Genomic DNA, 16,436 nt, shown 5'->3' on the forward strand with positions numbered 1-16,436 from the left:
CCGCCCGGGGCTCTCGTGGTGGTGCTCGTCGTCGAACACTCGACCCGGTGTCACCGGGCCCACAGTGAGCGGCGTGGAGGTGGGCGGCCGGTCTCTACTGTGATGTGGGTCCATCGTATCGCCCCGGCCCCGGCCGCCCCAGCAGGGTTACGCGCGCCGCGGCCCGTCGCGCCGGGTGTCGGGCGGGGCGCCCTCGGATTTTGCGCAGCCGGGGGCCGCATGTAGAGTGATGTCCGGCTTGAACGGCGGTGACGCCGGGACGCCGATGCGCCTGTAGCTCAACGGATAGAGCATCTGACTACGGATCAGAAGGTTGGGGGTTCGAATCCCTTCGGGCGCACCATCCACGAAGAAGCCCCTCACCAGCGGAGACGCCGGTGAGGGGCTTCTTCGTGCCCGGCCGTCCGCGGCCCCGGCCGCGGACGGCTCAGGCCGGGGCCGCGGCGAGCGCCCGGACGTCGCCCCCGGCGCGCCCCACGAGGCCGCGGGTCACCACGGTGTCGAGCCCCGGGAGGGCGGCGAGGCGCAGCGCCAGGCGCCGCGCCTGCCGGCGGGCGCGGGAGGACGGCAGGAACCACTGCGCCCCGCCGCGGGCGACGCGCTGCTTCTCCTCCACGACCGGCCGCCAGACCCGCTCCCAGCCCGTCAGCGCCTCCTCCACCGACCCGGCGCGGTCGAGCCGCTCGGCGAGCAGCCACGCTCCGGCGATCCCCAGCGAGGCGCCCTGGCCGCCCAGCAGGGACACCGCCTGGCCCGAGTCCCCGAGCAGCACGACCCGGTCGCTGCTCCACCGCGGCAGCTCGATCTGCACCACCTGGTCGTAGTAGAGCCGGTCCCGGCCGGGACAGGCCGCCAGGACGCGGGGCGCGATCCAGCCCAGTGAGCCGTGGACGGCGCGCAGGGTGTCCCGGGGGTCGGCCGGCAGGGACGGCGCGGCGGCCCGGTGCACGGCGAACACCGCCAGGCGCCCGTCGCGCAGCCCGTAGAACCCCATCGCCCGGTCGATGCTGTCCGTGAGGCAGAAGCGGTCGCCGACCTGCCGGTGCGCCTCCGGGTCGTCGACCACGAACGCCGCCGTGTGCAGGCCCAGCCAGCGGCGGAAGCGCTCCTCGGGCCCGAACGCGGAGCGCCGCACGGCCGAGTGCACCCCGTCGGCGCCGACCACCAGGTCGGCGTCGAGCACCGTGCCGTCGTCGAGCACCGCGCCCGCCCCGCCGGGCCGCTGCCGGACCCCGACGACGCGCCGGCCGTAGCGGAGCTCCGCGGCGCCCCGGGCGTGCTCGCGCAGCACCCGCTCGAGGTCGGGGCGCATCACGCTGACCAGGTGCCCGTCGAGGGCGTGGGCGAACCGGGCGAACGGCAGTCCGGCCCGGTCGCGGCCGCGGTCGTCCACGTAGCTGAGCCGCTCCACCCGGTAGCCGAGCTCCAGGACCGCCGGCAGCACGCCCATCTCCTCGGCGGCGTCCCAGCCGGGGCCGAAGAAGTCCATCATGTAGCCCTGCTCCCGCGGGCGCGGCGCCCGTTCCAGGACCACCACGTCCCAGCCCCGCCGCCCCAGGCAGCCGGCCAGGGCCAGTCCCGCGATGCCCGCCCCGCAGACGACCGCGCGCACGGCCCGTGCCGCTCAGTACCGGTCGCCGACGGCTGCCACGCCGTCCAGCAGGGTCAGGTCCTCGGCCGTCAGGCGCAGGTCCGCGGCCGCCGCGTCCTCCCGCAGGTGGCCGGGGTCGGTGGTGCCGGGGATCGGCAGCACGTGCTCGCCGCGCACCGTGGTCCAGGCGATCGCGACCGCCGCGGGCGAGGCCCCGTGCCGGCCGGCGACATCGCGGAGGGGGGCCAGCACGGCGTCCTCGTTGGCGGCCATGGCCTCCGGCGTGAACCGGGGGTTGCGCGAGCGGAAGTCGGAGCCGGAGAACTCCCGGCCCGCGAGAGCGCCCGAGAGGTAGCCGCGGCCCAGCGGGGAGAAGGGGACGAACACCGCCCCGTGCTCGGCGCACCACCCGATGACGTCCCCGGAGGGGTCCCCGTCGGCGGTGGGGCCCGACCCCTCGGGGTTGCGGGTCCACAGGGAGTACTCCGACTGGACGGCCGCGACCGGGTGGATCGCGTGCGCCCGCTCGGCCTGCTCCGTGCTGACCTCGGAGAGCCCCAGGTGGCGCACCTTGCCCGCGGTCACGAGCTCGCCCATCGCGCCCCAGGTGTCCTCGAGGGGCACGTCGGGGTCCACGCGGTGCAGGTAGTAGAGGTCCACCGCGTCGGTGCGCAGCCGGCGCAGGCTGTCCTCGATCGAGCGGCGCACCTCGTCCGGGTGCCCGCAGCGCTCCGTCCGGGGCGGCTCCAGGGAGGCCGCGCGCAGCCCGGTCTTGGAGCAGAGGAACACCTCGTCCCGGCGCGGGGCGAGGGCGGCGCCGACGAGCTCCTCGTTGGCTCCCCCGCCGTAGAGCACCGCCGTGTCCACCACGTTCATGCCGAGGTCCACCGCGAGCCCGAGCACCTCGTGCTTGCGCCGCTCGGTCAGCCCGTGCCGGTCGTAGACCCAGCTCAGGCCCATGGCCCCGAACCCGATCGCGCCCACGCGGTCCCCGGACGGGGTGAATTCGATCTGTCGCATCCAGTGCTCCTTCGTCGGTCCGGCCGCCGCGCCGGCGCCCGGAGGGCCGCCGTTCAGCGGTCGCCCGCGGACGGTCGCGGCACCGTGAAGTCCACCAGGCGGGCGTCGGCGCCGTCCAGTCCGGCCCAGGTGCCGGGAACCTCCAGGACCGCCAGTCCGGAGGTGGGGCAGCCGTCGGCGAGGGCCATGACGGCGTCGTAGTCGGAGTCCGGTGTGGCCAGGCGGAGGGCGGCGTCGCGCAGGCCGGGCAGGTGGCCGATGAGCAGCAGGGACTCCACGGTGTCCGGCACGTGGTTGAGCACCGCGATGATCCGGCTGTCCTGGGCCGCGTAGAGGGACTCGTCGAGCCGGGCGGTCGGGGCGAGGTCGCCGAGCTCGCTGCACACCCACGTGCAGGTCTGGCGCGCGCGCAGGGCGCTCGAGCACAGGATCATGTCCGGCACGTGCCCGTTCGCCAGCAGCCAGCGCCCCGCGGCGGCGGCGTCCGCGGCCCCGCCGCGGTCCAGGGGGCGGTCGTGGTCGGCCACGCCCCACGGGTGCTCGGCCTCCGCGTGGCGCATGAGGACGAGCTTCTTCCGGTCGTGGCGGGTCATCGGTTCATGATGCCACGCGCCCGACGGGCACGGAGCGACCCCGGCTCCTCCGCGTCGCGGGACGGAACCGGGGCCTGCACGGATCGGGGACGCGGATCAGATGGAGTACTCGGGGGCCGCCCACACGACGACCTCGGGGTGCTCGTAGAAGCGGTAGCCCTGGCCGCGGACGGTGCGCACGGTGTTCGCGAGCCGGCCGAGCTTGGAGCGCAGGCGCCGGATGTGCACGTCGATGGTCCGCTCGTTGGGCACCTCCTCGGAGTCGCGCCACAGGCTGTGCAGCAGCTCGTGGCGGCCGACGGTCCGGCTGCCGTTCTCCACGAGGTAGTTCAGCAGCTCGAACTCCTTGAACGTGAGGTTCAGGAGGCCGCCGTCGAGGAAGACCTCCCGGCGGGAGAGGTCGATGAGCACCCCGGTGGACTGGCTCGTCTTCGTCTCGGGCGCCGGCGCGGGCGCGGCGGGCGCCGTGGGCCGCACGGCCCCCGAGGTGGGATCGCCCAGGGCGTTGCGCACGACCTCGAGGTCGGTGCCGGCGGTGTTGGCGGGAGCCAGCGCCACGGCGGCATAGGAGTCGGCCTGCGGGACCAGCTGCTGGGCGTACGCCCGGATGCTCTGGACCATCTTGACCAGCGAGGTGCCGCTGGCCGCCGCGGTCTCCTCGTCGAGGCCCACGTAGATCACGAACCCGCGCGCCTCGTTCTCCTGCACCTGCGGACGCGGCGCAGTCTCCCGCTGCAGGCGGGTGGGGAGCGGGGTCTCGCCCGGCGCGGCCGGCATGGGTCCGATCGTGCTCCGGAGGTTGCGGTAGTCGGCGGGGGCGGCCTGCCCCCGCTCGGGGGCCGCCGCCGGACCGCGGACAGCACGGGCCTCGCTCGTGCGGTTGCGCTGGGAAATGTGCACGTATCCCGGTGTGCCTGGCATCTGGTGCCCCTCGTCTTTCCGTCGTGCGGCGGACGAGGTTCCGTCCGCCTGAGTCGATCCGCCCCTCGGAACGGCCCCGCCGCTCCCAGCTCCCGAACCGGCCCGCTCCGTGGTGGTCGGGGAGGGTCCCCGCGAAGCTGGCAAATTCCTGACAGTGGCGTTGCTCTCATGGTCCACCAGCCCCCTGGATCCCGCAAGTAATATTCGAGGCACTATCTCACGATGCGAGATTCGAACGACGGCTGTCCAAGTACTCCGCCAAAATGAATCCCCTTCACCTTGCGGCTGGGATGCCGCTTTCCGTCCGACCCCCGGGATATCAGACCTCTGGGACGATCCAGAGGCTTTTCCGCCCCTAAAGCAGGTCCAGATTCTGTTGTCAAGATGGCGCCATCGGTGAACTGTTCGTCTCACTATGTGGACACATGGTCGGAGGTCGAAAAAAGGCCCGCCGAGGACGTCGACGGGCCTTTTCAGCATGTGGTCTGCGGTGTCACGGGACGGCGGTCAGTCGACCACGCCGTAGAGCCGGTCCCCGGCGTCCCCGAGGCCCGGGACGATGTAGGCGTTCTCGTCGAGCCGTTCGTCCCTCGCAGCCAGGACGATGTTGACCTCGGAGTCCCCCAGCTCCTCCTCGAGGGCGGCCAGGCCCTCGGGGGCGGCCAGGAGGCACACGCACGTGATCTGCTCGGCCCCGCGGCGGTAGAGGAACTTGATCGCCTCCCGCAGCGTCCCGCCCGTGGCCAGCATCGGGTCGAGGACGAAGACCTGGCGGCCGGTGAGGTCGTCGGGCAGCCGCTCGGCGTAGGTGATGATGTCGAGGGTGTCCTCGTTGCGGGCCATGCCGAGGAAGCCCACCTCGGCCGTGGGGATCAGCCGGGTCATGCCCTCGAGCATGCCCAGGCCGGCCCGGAGGATCGGCACGACCAGCGGCCGGGGCTTCGACAGCCCCACGCCCGTGGTGCGCGTGACCGGCGTGTCGATCTCCACCGGTTCCACGCGGACGCCCCGGGTGGCCTCGTACGCGAGCAGCGTCACGAGCTCCTCGACGAGCAGGCGGAACACCGGGGACGTGGTGTTCTTGTCCCGGAGCACGGTCAGTTTGTGTGCCACCAATGGGTGGTCGAGAACGGTCACTCGCATGGACCAAAATTACCATCGGGCCACGGGGGCACCCCGCCCCCTCGCCGGACCCCGCCCGGCCCGGCGACCCGCCCAGGAGGAGAACCGCATGGCACTGCCCCCGCGCACCCGCTCCGAGGCCCGGGCGGAGGAGTGGATGCGGCTGGCCCTCGCCGAGGCCCGGGCGGCGCTCGGGACACAGGACGTGCCGATCGGCGCCGTCGTCGTCGGCCCGGACGGAACGGTGGTCGGCCGGAGCCGCAACCGCCGGGAGGCCGACGGCGACCCCACCGCTCACGCCGAGATCCTGGCGCTGCGCGACGCCGCCCGCGCCCTGGGCTCGTGGCGGCTGGACGGATGCACGCTGGTGGTGACCCTCGAGCCCTGCGCTATGTGCGCGGGCGGGATCGTCCTGGCCCGCGTGCCCCGGGTGGTCCTGGGCGCGTGGGACGACAAGGCCGGGGCGGCCGGCTCCGTGTTCGACATCCTGCGAGAGCGGCGGCTCAACCACTGGGTGGAGGTGACCGGCGGCGTGCTGGCCGACGAGTGCTCCCGGCTGCTCCTCGACTTCTTCGCGGAGCACCGGCGCGGCGGGGACGACGACGCCGGGCCCGCCGCTCCCGGTCCCGCCGGCCCCGCGGGTTTTGGCGGTTGAGCTCGCCAGCCGGTACAGTACTGCGAGCTGGTGACGTGTCCGAGCGGCCGAAGGTGCATCACTCGAAATGATGTTTGGTGTAAGAGCCAACGAGGGTTCAAATCCCTCCGTCACCGCCAGTCGGGAAGGCCCCGGGTCCTGAGGGACCCGGGGCCTTCCGCATGCCCGCCCGCCGGTCCCGCCCCGTCCGGCGCCCCCGGAGGACGTGGGCGGCGGCGGGGAGCGCGGGCCGCCGTTGGATACCGTGGTGGCGATCACCACGCCCGCCGTGCGGCGGGCCCGGACGGAAGAGGGGCAGCATGACGACGTCGGCGCAGGCAGTCGGACACCTGGGAGCGGACGGGGAGGAGTACCCGGACGCGTACTTCGTGCGGCTGGACCGCACCCGGTTCCGCTCGACGCTGCACTCGCAGGGCGCGTGGAGCGACGCCGAGCAGCACATGGGCGCCGCCTCGGGGCTGCTCGCCCACGCCGTGGAGGCCGACCACCCCCGCGCGGACCTCCTGCCCGTGCGCTTCTCCTACGACATCCTCGGCTTCATCCCCGGCGGCGAGGTCGAGGTGACCACGCGCGTGGTCCGCCCGGGCCGCACCATCGAGCTGGTCGAGGCCACCATGAGCCACGCCGGGCGCTCCTGCATCCGGCTGAGCGTGTGGCGGCTGCTCCGGGGCGAGACCGCCGACACCGCCGGCACGCACCGGGAGGCCCTGCCGCCGGTGGGCGACGCCCTGCCCGCCACGATGACCGGGCGGTGGCCGGGCGGCTACATCGCCTCCCTCGAGGGCCGCACCGTGCGCGAGCACCGGCCCGGCCGGGCGGCCATGTGGCTGCGCGCGCCGCACGCCGTCGTCGCCGGGGAGGAGTCCTCCACCACGGCGCGGTTCCTGGCGGCCGTGGACGCCGCCAACGGCATCGCCGTGCGGGTGGGCCCCGACGAGATGGTCTTCCCCAACGTGGACCTGAGCGTGCACCTCGTCCGGGAGCCGGTCTCCCCCTGGGTGGGCCTCGACACGCACGTCACCTTCGGCGACACCGGCGTGGGCCTCACCGAGTCCGCGCTGCACGACGAGGCCGGCTACCTGGGCCAGGTCGCCCAGTCCCTGACGATCCGCCCGCTCCCGGTCTCCGGCTGAGCCGCACCGGACGGGCCGGGCGCGGGCCCCGGCCCGTCTGTGGGCGCCGCCGCGCGACCGTACAATGGGGCGGGATTTCCGACGTCGAGACCAGGGGCGACCGTGCCCCGAGGAGGCCACCCAGTGAGCAGCATCAACATCACCGTGATCGACCGCGAGGGCAACCGCACCGAGGGCGTCGAGTGGAAGGACTACGAGAGCCTCATGGAGGCCCTCACCCGCCACAAGTACCCGATCCTCGCGACCTGCGGCGGCAACGCGTCCTGCTCCACCTGCCACTCCTACCTCGACCAGACCTCCTTCTCGAAGGCCAACGAGATCAACGACGAGGAGGAGGACCTCCTCGACATGCTCGACGACACCCGCCACGACACCTCCCGGCTCAGCTGCCAGGTCGAGTGGGCGGAGGAGCTCGACGGCGCCGAGGTCACCATCGCCCCCGAGTGGTGAGCCCCCCGTCCCCGCGGGGACGCCCCCGCCAGCCCTGACCAGACCCCGGACGGACCGGCCTCGCCGGCGCGCAGGAAGTGGACCATGACCGACATCCGCGAGGACCTCACCACCCGCGCCGCCTACGTCTCGGACGCGTCGATCTACCGGCGACTGCCCGAGGCGGTGGCCGAGCCGCGCAGCGTCGAGGAGGTCCGCGAGCTGCTGGCGCTGGCGAAGGAACGGGGCTGGTCGGTGGTCTCCCGCGGCGGCGGCACCTCCGTGGCGGGCAACGCGATCGGCGACGGGCTGGTCATCGACACCTCCCGGCACTTCAACAAGATCCTGTCGATCGACCCCGAGGCGATGACCGCCACGATCGAGCCCGGGGTGATCTGCGACCAGCTGCGCTCCGCGGCGTCCGAGTTCGGCCTCACCTACGGACCCGACCCCTCGACGCACTCGCGGTGCACGATCGGCGGGATGGTCGCCAACAACGCCTGCGGCTCCCACTCCGTGGCGTGGGGCACGTCCGCGGACAACCTGGTCTCGCTGAAGGTCATGCTCGCCGACGGCCGGGTGGTGGAGCTGCACGAGGGCGGCACCTCCGAGCCGGGGATCGACCGGGCGCTGACCGGGATCCGGGACCGGCACCTGGCCATGCTGCGCACCGAGCTCGGCCAGTTCCCGCGCCAGGTCTCCGGGTACGGGCTGCACTACCTGCTCGGTGAGAAGGGCTTCGACGCCGCCAAGGCCTTCGCCGGCACCGAGGGCACCTGCGGGGTCATCACCGAGCTCACGGTCCGCCTGGTCCGCAGGCCCGCCCACACGGCCCTGGCCGTGCTGGGCTTCGAGGACGCGTTCGAGGCCGCCACAGCGGCGCCGAAGCTGCGCGTGCCCGGGGTGTACACGATCGAGGGCATGGGCGCGGACCTGCTCGATGCCCTGCGCACCCGGCAGGGCCAGGAGCACGCCGGCGGCGAGCTGCCCCGCGGCGGCGGCTGGCTCTACTGCGAGGTCGGCGCGGACACCCTCGAGGAGGCCGAGGCGGCCGCCCGCACCCTGCCGGGGCTCGTCCCGGAGAACGTCGTGGACTCCGTGATCGTCTCCGACGCGGGGCAGGCCCGCGCCCTGTGGCGGATCCGCGAGGCCGGCGCCGGGATCGTCACCCGCCTGCCCGACGGCGGGGAGGCCTGGCCGGGGTGGGAGGACTCCGCGGTCCCCCCGGCGCGCCTGGGCGAGTACCTGCGCGACCTCTACGACCTGCTGCACGAGCTGGGCCTCACCGGCATCCCCTTCGGGCACTTCGGGGAGGGCTGCGTGCACATCCGCATCTCCTTCGACCTCGGCACCGAGGAGGGGATGGCGACCTACCGCACGTTCATCGAGCGCGCCGCGCGGCTCGTGCACCGCTACGGCGGCTCGGTCTCCGGCGAGCACGGCGACGGCCGCGCCCGGTCCGAGCTGCTGGCCACGATCTACTCCCCCGAGGCCCTGGCCGCCTTCGCGGAGTTCAAGGCCGTCTTCGACCCGGACGGCGTCTTCAACCCCGGCGTGCTCGTGGACCCGGAGCCCATCGACCAGGGCGTGCGCCCCGGGCCCGGCGCGCGCACGTTCGAGCTGACGCCCGTGCACGCGTTCTCCCGCGACGGCGGCTCGTTCTCCAGCGCGGTCAACCGGTGCGTGGGCGTGGGCGCGTGCCGCTCCGACGTCGGCGCCATGTGCCCGTCCTTCCAGGCGACCCACGACGAGGTGCACTCGACCCGCGGCCGCGCCCGGTCCCTGGCCGAGATGCTGCGTGGGGAGTCCATCACGGACGGCTGGAAGTCGAAGGAGACCCTCGAGGCCCTCGACCTGTGCCTGTCCTGCAAGGCCTGCGCGTCCGAGTGCCCGGTCAACGTGGACATGGCGACGTACAAGGCCGAGTTCCTGCACCACCACTACCGGCACGGCCTGAGCTCCTTCCTGGGCCGGAACCGGCGGCCGATGGCCCACTTCACGATGGGCTGGATGCCGCTGCTGATGCGGATCGTGGAGAAGGTGCCCCTCTCCTTCCGGCTGATCAACCTCCTCGAGTCCAACCGTGGCGTCGAGGAGCTGACCAAGCGGCTCGGCGGGATCGAGCCGAAGCGGCGGATGATCTCCTTCGCCGAGCAGCCGCTCACCCGGTGGTTCCGCGGCCGTCCCGCCGCGCGGTCCGAGGGCGGGCCCGCCGAGGCCGGACCGTCCGTGGTGCTGTGGCCGGACACGTTCACGAACTTCTCCGCCGACGCCCCCGGCAGGGCCGCCGTGGAGGTCCTCGAGGCCATGGGCTACCGGGTGCTGATGCCCATGGGCAACGTCTGTTGCGGGCTGACCTGGCACTCCACCGGGCAGCTGGAGATGACGCAGAAGGTGCTGCGCCAGACCCTGGACGTGATGGAGCCGCTGATCGAGGCCGGGTACCCGATCATCGGGCTCGAGCCCTCGTGCACGGTCATGCTCCAGGAGGAGATCACCGAGCTGCTCCCCGGCGACCCCCGGGCCCGGCGGGTCACCGAGCTGACGACGACGATCGGCGCGTTCGCCGCCCGCCACCTGGCCGAGGGCGGCGCGTGGCCGTTCCGGGAGCTGGCCACCGAGGCGGGCCCCGCCGGTGCCGTGTGCCAGGTCCACTGCCACCAGCAGTCCATGAGCGGCTACGGCCCGGAGCTGGAGGTCCTCGCGAAGCTGGGCGTGGACACCGCCGTGGTCGGCGGCGGGTGCTGCGGGCTCGCGGGCAACTGGGGCTTCGAGCCCGGCCACTACGAGGTCTCGCAGACCCTCGGCGAGCGGGAGCTGTTCCCCGCGATCCGCAGTGCGGCGGACGGGACGATCGTGCTCGCCGACGGCTTCTCGTGCCGCACCCAGATCGCCCAGGGCACGGGCGCGGACGGCGTCCACCTCGCCGAGGTGATGCGCGCGGCGCTGCCCCCGGCGGAGCCCGGCGAGCGGTAGCCCCGCCGGGAGCGGCCCCGGCCGGGGCGGGCGCCGCCTCCGGCAGCGGTGTCGGTGGCCCTGCCTAGAATGGAGCACCTGGGAGGGATCGCTTCCCGGGACGTGGCACGCCACGACGTCCGTCCGAGGAGGATATCCCCCCGTGTCTTCGCTCTCCCCCGCCCCCCGCCCCGTCCTGGGGGCCCTCGCCCTCGCCGCAGCCCTGTTCCTCACCGCCTGCGCGGGCGAGGAGCCGGAGCAGACCGGCACCGCCGGCGCCCCCGCCGAGAGCGGGCCGGCCACGCCCTCGGCGGCGCCCCCGGAGACCGCCCCGGCCACCGGGACGGAGGACGCCACGGCGCCGGCCGAGGACCGGGCCGGCGGCCAGGACACCTCCGGGCCGGCGGAGGACCCGTCGGCGGAGGACCCGGCGGCGGAGCCCGCCGCGGACGGGCCGGACGACGACGGGGCCGACGACGACGGGACGGACGAGCCGGCGGCGGAGCGGACGGACGGCGGCGCCCCCGACGCCGGCGCGGAGGGCAACGGCACGGCCGCCCGCGGCGGCACCGCGGGCACCCGCACCGGCGGCTCGCCCCTGTGCACCACCTCCCGGCTCGAGGTCGCGGCCGCCCCCGTGGGCGGCGCCGCCGGCTCCGTCCACGTGGACGTCGTCCTCACCAATGCGGGCGAGGACCCGTGCACGCTCGCCGGCTACGCCGGGGTGTCCTTCGTCGACGCCGACGGCACGATGATCGGCTCCCCGGCCCTGCGGGACGCCACCGTCCCCGGCACCGGCCAGGTCCTGGCGCCCGGGGAGTCCGCCACCGCCGGCCTGCGCGTGAGCCAGGCCGGCAACCACCCGACCTGCGACGCCCGGACCGCCACCGGTCTGCGCGTCTACCCGCCCGAGAACACGGAGTCCGTCGTGATCCCCTTCCCCGTGGAGGCCTGCGGTGATCCGCGGATCCACCAGCTCGAGATCCAGGGCTTTGGCGCCTGAACCAGCCCTGAGCCTGTTCACCGAGCACACCCGGGCCTGGTTCTCGGGTGCCTTCGCCGCGCCCACCGCCGCCCAGGAGGGCGCGTGGCGGGCCATCGCCGCGCGGCGCCACGCCCTGATCGTGGCGCCCACCGGCTCCGGCAAGACCCTGGCCGCGTTCCTGTGGGCCCTGGACCGGTTCGTGGCGGAGGCCGCGCCCGGCGCCGGGACGCCGGCCGCCGGGCCCGCCCCCGGCGCTGCGGGCGGTGCCCCGGCCCCCGGCGGGACCCTGCGGGCCAAGGCCCGCTCCGCGAGCACCGCTGGCGAGCGGCGCGGGACCCGCGTCCTCTACATCTCCCCGCTCAAGGCCCTGGGCGTGGACGTGGAGCGCAACCTGCGGGCCCCCCTGATCGGCATCTCGCAGACGGCCCGGCACGCCGGGATCGAGCCGCCGGAGATCAGCGTGGGCGTCCGCTCCGGGGACACGCCCCAGGCGATCCGCCGGGCCCTGCTCACGAATCCCCCGGACATCCTCATCACCACCCCCGAGTCGCTGTACCTGATGCTGACCTCCAAGGCGCGGGAGACCCTCACGGACGTGCAGACGGTCATCGTGGACGAAGTGCACGCCGTGGCCGGCACCAAGCGGGGCGCGCACCTGGCGCTCACGCTCGAACGGCTGGACGCCCTGCTGGAGCAGCCGGTGCAGCGCATCGGGCTGTCCGCGACCGTCGAGCCGATCGAGACGGTCGCCCGGTTCCTGGGCGGCCGGGAGCCGGTCACCGTCGTCGCGCCGCGCACGGAGAAGACGTGGGACCTCACGGTCTCGGTGCCCATCCCGGACATGACCGTGCTGGGCGGGCCGAGCGCCTCGCCGTCCCTGGCCGGCTCGGCCTTCGGGGACGACGACCTCGATGCCCTCGCCCCCACGACCACGGCGTCGATCTGGCCGCACGTCGAGGAGCGGGTCGTGGACCTGGTGCTCGAGAACCGGTCGACCATCGTGTTCGCCAACTCCCGCGGCCTCGCCGAGAAGCTCACCGCGCGGCTCAACGAGATCTACGCGTTCCGCATGGAGCACGCGGACCCGGACGGCGGGGCCCGGGACGGCGCCCCCGCGGACGGCACCGGTCCGGGCGACGACGGCGCGCCGGGGCCCCCGGCCGGCTCCGCGCCCCAGCAGGTCGGGGACGTGCTGCGCTCCGCCCTCGCCGGGCGGGAGCCGGCCGCGACCGGCGAGCCCGCCGCCCCCGAGCCCGCGGACCTGCGCCGGCAGACCGGCCGCTACGAGGGCGCGGCGCCGGTGCTGGCCCGCGCCCACCACGGGTCGGTCTCGAAGGACCAGCGGGCGGTGATCGAGGACGACCTCAAGACCGGACGGCTGCGCTGCGTGGTGGCCACCTCCTCCCTGGAGCTGGGCATCGACATGGGCGCGGTGGACCTGGTGGTCCAGATCGAGGCCCCGCCCTCGGCGGCCTCGGGCCTCCAGCGCGTGGGCCGCGCCGGCCACCAGGTGGGCGAGATCTCGCGCGGCTGGTTCTACCCGAAGCACCGCGGGGACCTGCTGGACGCCGCGGTCACGGTGGAGCGGATGCTGCAGGGACGGATCGAGCCGCTCGCGGTCCCGCTCAACCCCCTGGACGTCCTGGCCCAGCAGACGGTCGCGGCGACCGCGCTGGGGCCGATCGACGTCGAGGAGTGGTTCGACACCGTCCGCCGGTCCTGCCCGTTCCTGACCCTGCCCCGCTCCGCCTACGACGCGACCCTGGACCTGCTGGCGGGCCGCTACCCGTCCGACGAGTTCGCCGAGCTGCGCCCGCGGATCGTGTGGGACCGGGAGACCGGCACCATCGAGGGCCGGCCCGGGGCGCAGCGCCTGGCCGTGACCTCCGGCGGCACGATCCCGGACCGCGGCCTGTTCGCGGTCTACCTCGTGGGCGAGCAGGACGGGAAGAACTCCCGGCGGGTGGGCGAGCTCGACGAGGAGATGGTCTACGAGTCCCGCGTGGGGGACGTGATCGCCCTGGGCGCCTCGAGCTGGCGGATCGAGGAGATCACCCACGACCGCGTCATCGTCTCCCCCGCCCCGGGCGTGCCGGGCAAGCTGCCGTTCTGGCACGGCGACGGCCCCGGCCGGCCCGTGGAGCTGGGCCGCGCGGTGGGCCGGTTCAACCGCGAGATCGCCGGGGCCTCCGCGGAGGACGCCCGCGCCCGACTGCGCGCGGCCGGTCTCGACGAGTGGGCCGCCGACAACCTGCTGGCCTACGTGGGCGAGCAGAAGGAGGCAGTGGGGCAGGTCCCGTCGGACCGGCTGTTCGTCGTCGAGCGCTTCCACGACGAGCTCGGGGACTGGCGCGTGGTGCTGCACTCCCCGTTCGGGATGCCCGTGCACGCCCCGTGGGCGCTGGCCGTGGGGGCCCGGCTGCACGAGCGGTACGGCCTCGACGGCTCCGCGCAGGCCGCCGACGACGGGATCGTGCTGCGCGTGCCGGCCATGGAGGACGAGCCCCCGGGGGCGGAGCTGTTCCTCTTCGACGCCGACGAGCTCGACCAGATCGTCACCGAGGAGGTGGGCGGCTCCGCGCTGTTCGCCTCCCGGTTCCGGGAGTGCGCCGCCCGGGCCCTGCTGCTGCCCCGGCGCGACCCCGGCCGGCGCTCCCCGCTGTGGCAGCAGCGCCAGCGCTCGGCGCAGCTGCTGGACGTCGCCCGGAAGTACCCGCAGTTCCCGATCATCCTGGAGACGATCCGCGAGTGCCTCCAGGACGTCTACGACCTGCCCGCGCTCAAGGAGCTGCACCGGGCGGTCGAGCGGCGCGCGATCCGGGTGGTCGAGACCACCACGGAGCAGCCCTCGCCCTTCGCCCGGACCCTGCTCTTCGGCTACGTGGCCCAGTTCCTCTACGAGGGCGACTCCCCGCTGGCGGAGCGCAAGGCGGCCGTCCTGTCCCTCGACGCCGCCCTGCTCAACGAGCTCCTGGGCCGCGCCGAGCTGCGGGAGCTGCTGGACCCCGAGGTCATCGAGCGCACGGAGGCGGAGCTGCAGCGCCTGGCCCCGGACCGGCGGCTGCGCGGGGTCGAGGGCGCGGCCGACCTGCTGCGCCTGCTCGGCCCGCTCACCACCGCCGAGGCCGTCCGCCGGCTCCAGGACCCCGGGGACCCGGAGTCCGCGTGCCCCGAGGACGTCGCCGCCGGGTGGCTCGAGCAGCTCGTGGCCGCCAACCGCGCCCTGCGCGTGCACCTGCGCGGCGTCGAGCACTGGGCCGCGATCGAGGACGCCTCCCGGCTGCGCGACGCGCTGGGCGTGCCCCTGCCCATGGGGGTGCCGCTGGCCTTCGTGGAACCGGTCGAGGACCCGCTGGCCGACCTCGTCTCCCGCTACGCCCGCACCCACGGGCCCTTCACCGTGGACGAGGCCGCGGCGCGGCTCGGGCTGGGCACGGCCGTGGTGCGCACCACGCTGGAGCGGCTGGCCGCGGACCGGCGCGTGGTCGAGGGCGAGTTCCGGCCGGTGCGCCCCGACGGCGGCGGGGCCGGCCCGGCGGCTTCCGAGTGGTGCGAGTCCGAGGTGCTGCGCCGGATCCGGCGCCGCTCGCTGGCCGCGCTGCGCCGGGACGTGGAGCCCGTCTCCGGGCAGGTCTACGCCCGGTTCCTGCCGGCCTGGCAGCACGTGGGCCGGGGCCACCAGCTGCGCGGCGAGGACGGGGTGCTGACGGTGGTGGACCAGCTCGCGGGCGTCGCCGTCCCCGCCTCGGCCTGGGAGCCGCTGGTGCTCGCGGCCCGGGTGGCCGACTACCGGCCCGAGCTGCTGGACGAGCTGACCGCCACCGGGGAGATCCTGTGGTCCGGAGCCGGGTCCCTGGCGGGCGACGACGGATGGGTGTCGCTGCACCTGAGCGAGGCGGCCCAGCTCACCCTGCCCCCGGCCGAGACCCTCGAGGTCGCGGCGGCGGCCCTGGACTCCACGCTGGAGCGGCGGGTCCTCGACGTCCTGGCCCCCGGCGGCGCGTGGTTCTTCCCGCAGCTGCTGGGCCTGCTCGACGCCGCCGGGGACCCGGTTCCCGCCCCGGCGCTGACCACCGCGCTGTGGAACCTCGTCTGGTCCGGGCTGATCACCAACGACACCTTCCTGCCCGTGCGCTCGCTGCTCTCCGGCGGGCAGGCCGCCCACCGGCACCGGGCCCAGGCCCCGCGGGGACGCACCACGTCCCGCCGGGGCGCCGCCCGGCTGCGGCCCGGCGCGGCCTCCCGCCCGGGGATCGGCGGGGCGCTGCGCGCCCCGGCGCGGGCGGCCACCCTGGAGCGCCACGACTCCCCGCTCGTGGCCGGGCGCTGGTCGATGCTGCGCCCCGAGCCCCTCGACCCCACGCTGCGGGCGTCGGCCACCGCGGAGCTGCTCATGGACCGCTACGGCGTGGTGACCAAGGGCCCCGTGGCGGTCGAAGAGCTCCCCGGCGGCTTCGCCACCGTCTACAAGGTGCTCTCCACGCTCGAGGACACGGGCCGGGCCCGCCGCGGCTACTTCATCGAGGGCCTGGGCGCCGCCCAGTTCGCGCAGGCCGCCACGGTGGACCACCTGCGCACGTTCAGCACCGACGACCAGGTCCGCGCCGAGGAGCCCGTGGCGCTGGCGCTCGCCGCGACCGACCCCGCCAACCCCTACGGGGCGGCCCTCGAGTGGCCGGAGCCCGTGTCCGTGCCCGCCCCGGACGGCGGGGACGCGCCCGCGGGGCGGCACCGGCCCGGGCGCAAGGCGGGCGCCGTCGTCGTGCTCGTGGACGGCGCCCTGGCCCTGTACGTGGAGCGCGGCGGGCGCACCGTCCTCGCGTTCACCGACGACGCGGCCGCCCTGGCCGCCGCCGGACCCGCCGTGGCCGAGACCGTCCGCCGGGGCGCGGTGGACAAGCTGACCGTCGAGAAGGTCAACGGCGCCGGGGTCCTGGGGCACGGACCCGTCGAGACCGCGGTGCGGGAGTCCCTGCTGGCCGGCGGGTTCTACTCGACGCCGCGCGGCCTGAGGATGCGCCGATGAGCGCGG

General features: G+C 75.0%; 11 protein-coding genes and 2 tRNA genes. 8 read left to right on the forward strand and 5 right to left on the reverse strand.

The genetic code is table 11. From position 1 onward, the window contains the following. The first annotated feature begins 267 nt into the window (after nucleotides 1–267). Nucleotides 268–343 (forward strand) — tRNA-Arg (locus tag AC6CH6_RS14865). Between the two features lie 84 nt (nucleotides 344–427). Here the strand turns inward: AC6CH6_RS14865 and AC6CH6_RS14870 are convergent. From AC6CH6_RS14870 to upp, 5 genes are all read right to left on the reverse strand, one after another. Continuing rightward, nucleotides 428–1,612 (reverse strand): FAD-dependent monooxygenase, encoded by a 1,185-nt coding sequence (locus AC6CH6_RS14870; RefSeq protein ID WP_498255702.1) that lies wholly within the window; start codon nucleotides 1,610–1,612, stop codon nucleotides 428–430. A gap of 12 nt (nucleotides 1,613–1,624) precedes the next feature. Further along, a complete protein-coding gene (locus AC6CH6_RS14875; protein ID WP_498255703.1) occupies nucleotides 1,625–2,611 on the reverse strand; it encodes an aldo/keto reductase in 987 nt (328 codons plus the stop codon). Nucleotides 2,612–2,664: 53 nt separating this feature from the next. Continuing rightward, the gene (locus tag AC6CH6_RS14880) at nucleotides 2,665–3,204 is read right to left on the reverse strand and encodes a SixA phosphatase family protein (protein WP_017833923.1); all 540 of its coding nucleotides are present in this window, start codon (nucleotides 3,202–3,204) and stop codon (nucleotides 2,665–2,667) included. A 96-nt stretch (nucleotides 3,205–3,300) separates the two neighbouring features. Beyond that, complete coding sequence (locus AC6CH6_RS14885; RefSeq protein WP_498255704.1) at nucleotides 3,301–4,125, reverse strand: winged helix-turn-helix domain-containing protein; 825 nt, start codon at nucleotides 4,123–4,125, stop codon at nucleotides 3,301–3,303. A 507-nt stretch (nucleotides 4,126–4,632) separates the two neighbouring features. After that, nucleotides 4,633–5,268 carry a uracil phosphoribosyltransferase gene (gene upp, locus AC6CH6_RS14890; RefSeq protein WP_031283230.1) on the reverse strand — a complete coding sequence of 212 codons (636 nt, stop codon included), beginning with the start codon at nucleotides 5,266–5,268 and terminating at the stop codon, nucleotides 4,633–4,635. 88 nt (nucleotides 5,269–5,356) lie between these two features. Here upp and tadA point away from each other — a divergent pair, with 88 nt between their 5' ends. From tadA to AC6CH6_RS14925, 7 genes are all read left to right on the forward strand, one after another. Beyond that, nucleotides 5,357–5,902, forward strand: a complete 546-nt coding sequence (gene tadA, locus AC6CH6_RS14895; RefSeq protein ID WP_498255705.1) for a tRNA adenosine(34) deaminase TadA — start codon at nucleotides 5,357–5,359, stop codon at nucleotides 5,900–5,902. 29 nt (nucleotides 5,903–5,931) lie between these two features. Next, nucleotides 5,932–6,021 (forward strand) — tRNA-Ser (locus tag AC6CH6_RS14900). 180 nt (nucleotides 6,022–6,201) lie between these two features. Continuing rightward, entirely contained in the window at nucleotides 6,202–7,035 is an 834-nt protein-coding gene (locus AC6CH6_RS14905; RefSeq protein ID WP_498255706.1) for a thioesterase family protein, read from the forward strand. A gap of 123 nt (nucleotides 7,036–7,158) precedes the next feature. Further along, nucleotides 7,159–7,485: a 2Fe-2S iron-sulfur cluster-binding protein gene (locus AC6CH6_RS14910; RefSeq protein ID WP_017833918.1), complete on the forward strand. Its 327-nt coding sequence runs from the start codon at nucleotides 7,159–7,161 to the stop codon at nucleotides 7,483–7,485. A gap of 84 nt (nucleotides 7,486–7,569) precedes the next feature. Beyond that, the gene (locus AC6CH6_RS14915; RefSeq protein ID WP_498255707.1) at nucleotides 7,570–10,440 is read left to right on the forward strand and encodes an FAD-binding and (Fe-S)-binding domain-containing protein; all 2,871 of its coding nucleotides are present in this window, start codon (nucleotides 7,570–7,572) and stop codon (nucleotides 10,438–10,440) included. 142 nt (nucleotides 10,441–10,582) lie between these two features. Continuing rightward, nucleotides 10,583–11,422: a DUF4232 domain-containing protein gene (locus tag AC6CH6_RS14920; RefSeq protein WP_498255708.1), complete on the forward strand. Its 840-nt coding sequence runs from the start codon at nucleotides 10,583–10,585 to the stop codon at nucleotides 11,420–11,422. Next, on the forward strand, nucleotides 11,412–16,430 hold the full coding sequence (locus tag AC6CH6_RS14925; RefSeq protein WP_498255709.1) for an Lhr family ATP-dependent helicase: 5,019 nt from the start codon (nucleotides 11,412–11,414) through the stop codon (nucleotides 16,428–16,430). The genes AC6CH6_RS14920 and AC6CH6_RS14925 overlap by 11 nt, the downstream gene beginning before the upstream one ends. The last annotated feature ends 6 nt before the right edge of the window (nucleotides 16,431–16,436 follow it).

This window comes from Kocuria sp. GQ42, assembly GCF_059758435.1.

What these genes read in the sequence shown, in the direction of transcription:
- AC6CH6_RS14875 (WP_498255703.1), bottom strand. Translation starts at nt 2,611, where the DNA reads ATGCGACAGATCGAATTCACCCCGTCCGGGGACCGCGTGGGCGCGATC.
- AC6CH6_RS14880 (WP_017833923.1), bottom strand. Translation starts at nt 3,204, where the DNA reads ATGACCCGCCACGACCGGAAGAAGCTCGTCCTCATGCGCCACGCGGAG.
- AC6CH6_RS14885 (WP_498255704.1), bottom strand. Translation starts at nt 4,125, where the DNA reads ATGCCAGGCACACCGGGATACGTGCACATTTCCCAGCGCAACCGCACG.
- upp (WP_031283230.1), bottom strand. Translation starts at nt 5,268, where the DNA reads ATGCGAGTGACCGTTCTCGACCACCCATTGGTGGCACACAAACTGACC.
- tadA (WP_498255705.1), top strand. Translation starts at nt 5,357, where the DNA reads ATGGCACTGCCCCCGCGCACCCGCTCCGAGGCCCGGGCGGAGGAGTGG.
- AC6CH6_RS14905 (WP_498255706.1), top strand. Translation starts at nt 6,202, where the DNA reads ATGACGACGTCGGCGCAGGCAGTCGGACACCTGGGAGCGGACGGGGAG.
- AC6CH6_RS14915 (WP_498255707.1), top strand. Translation starts at nt 7,570, where the DNA reads ATGACCGACATCCGCGAGGACCTCACCACCCGCGCCGCCTACGTCTCG.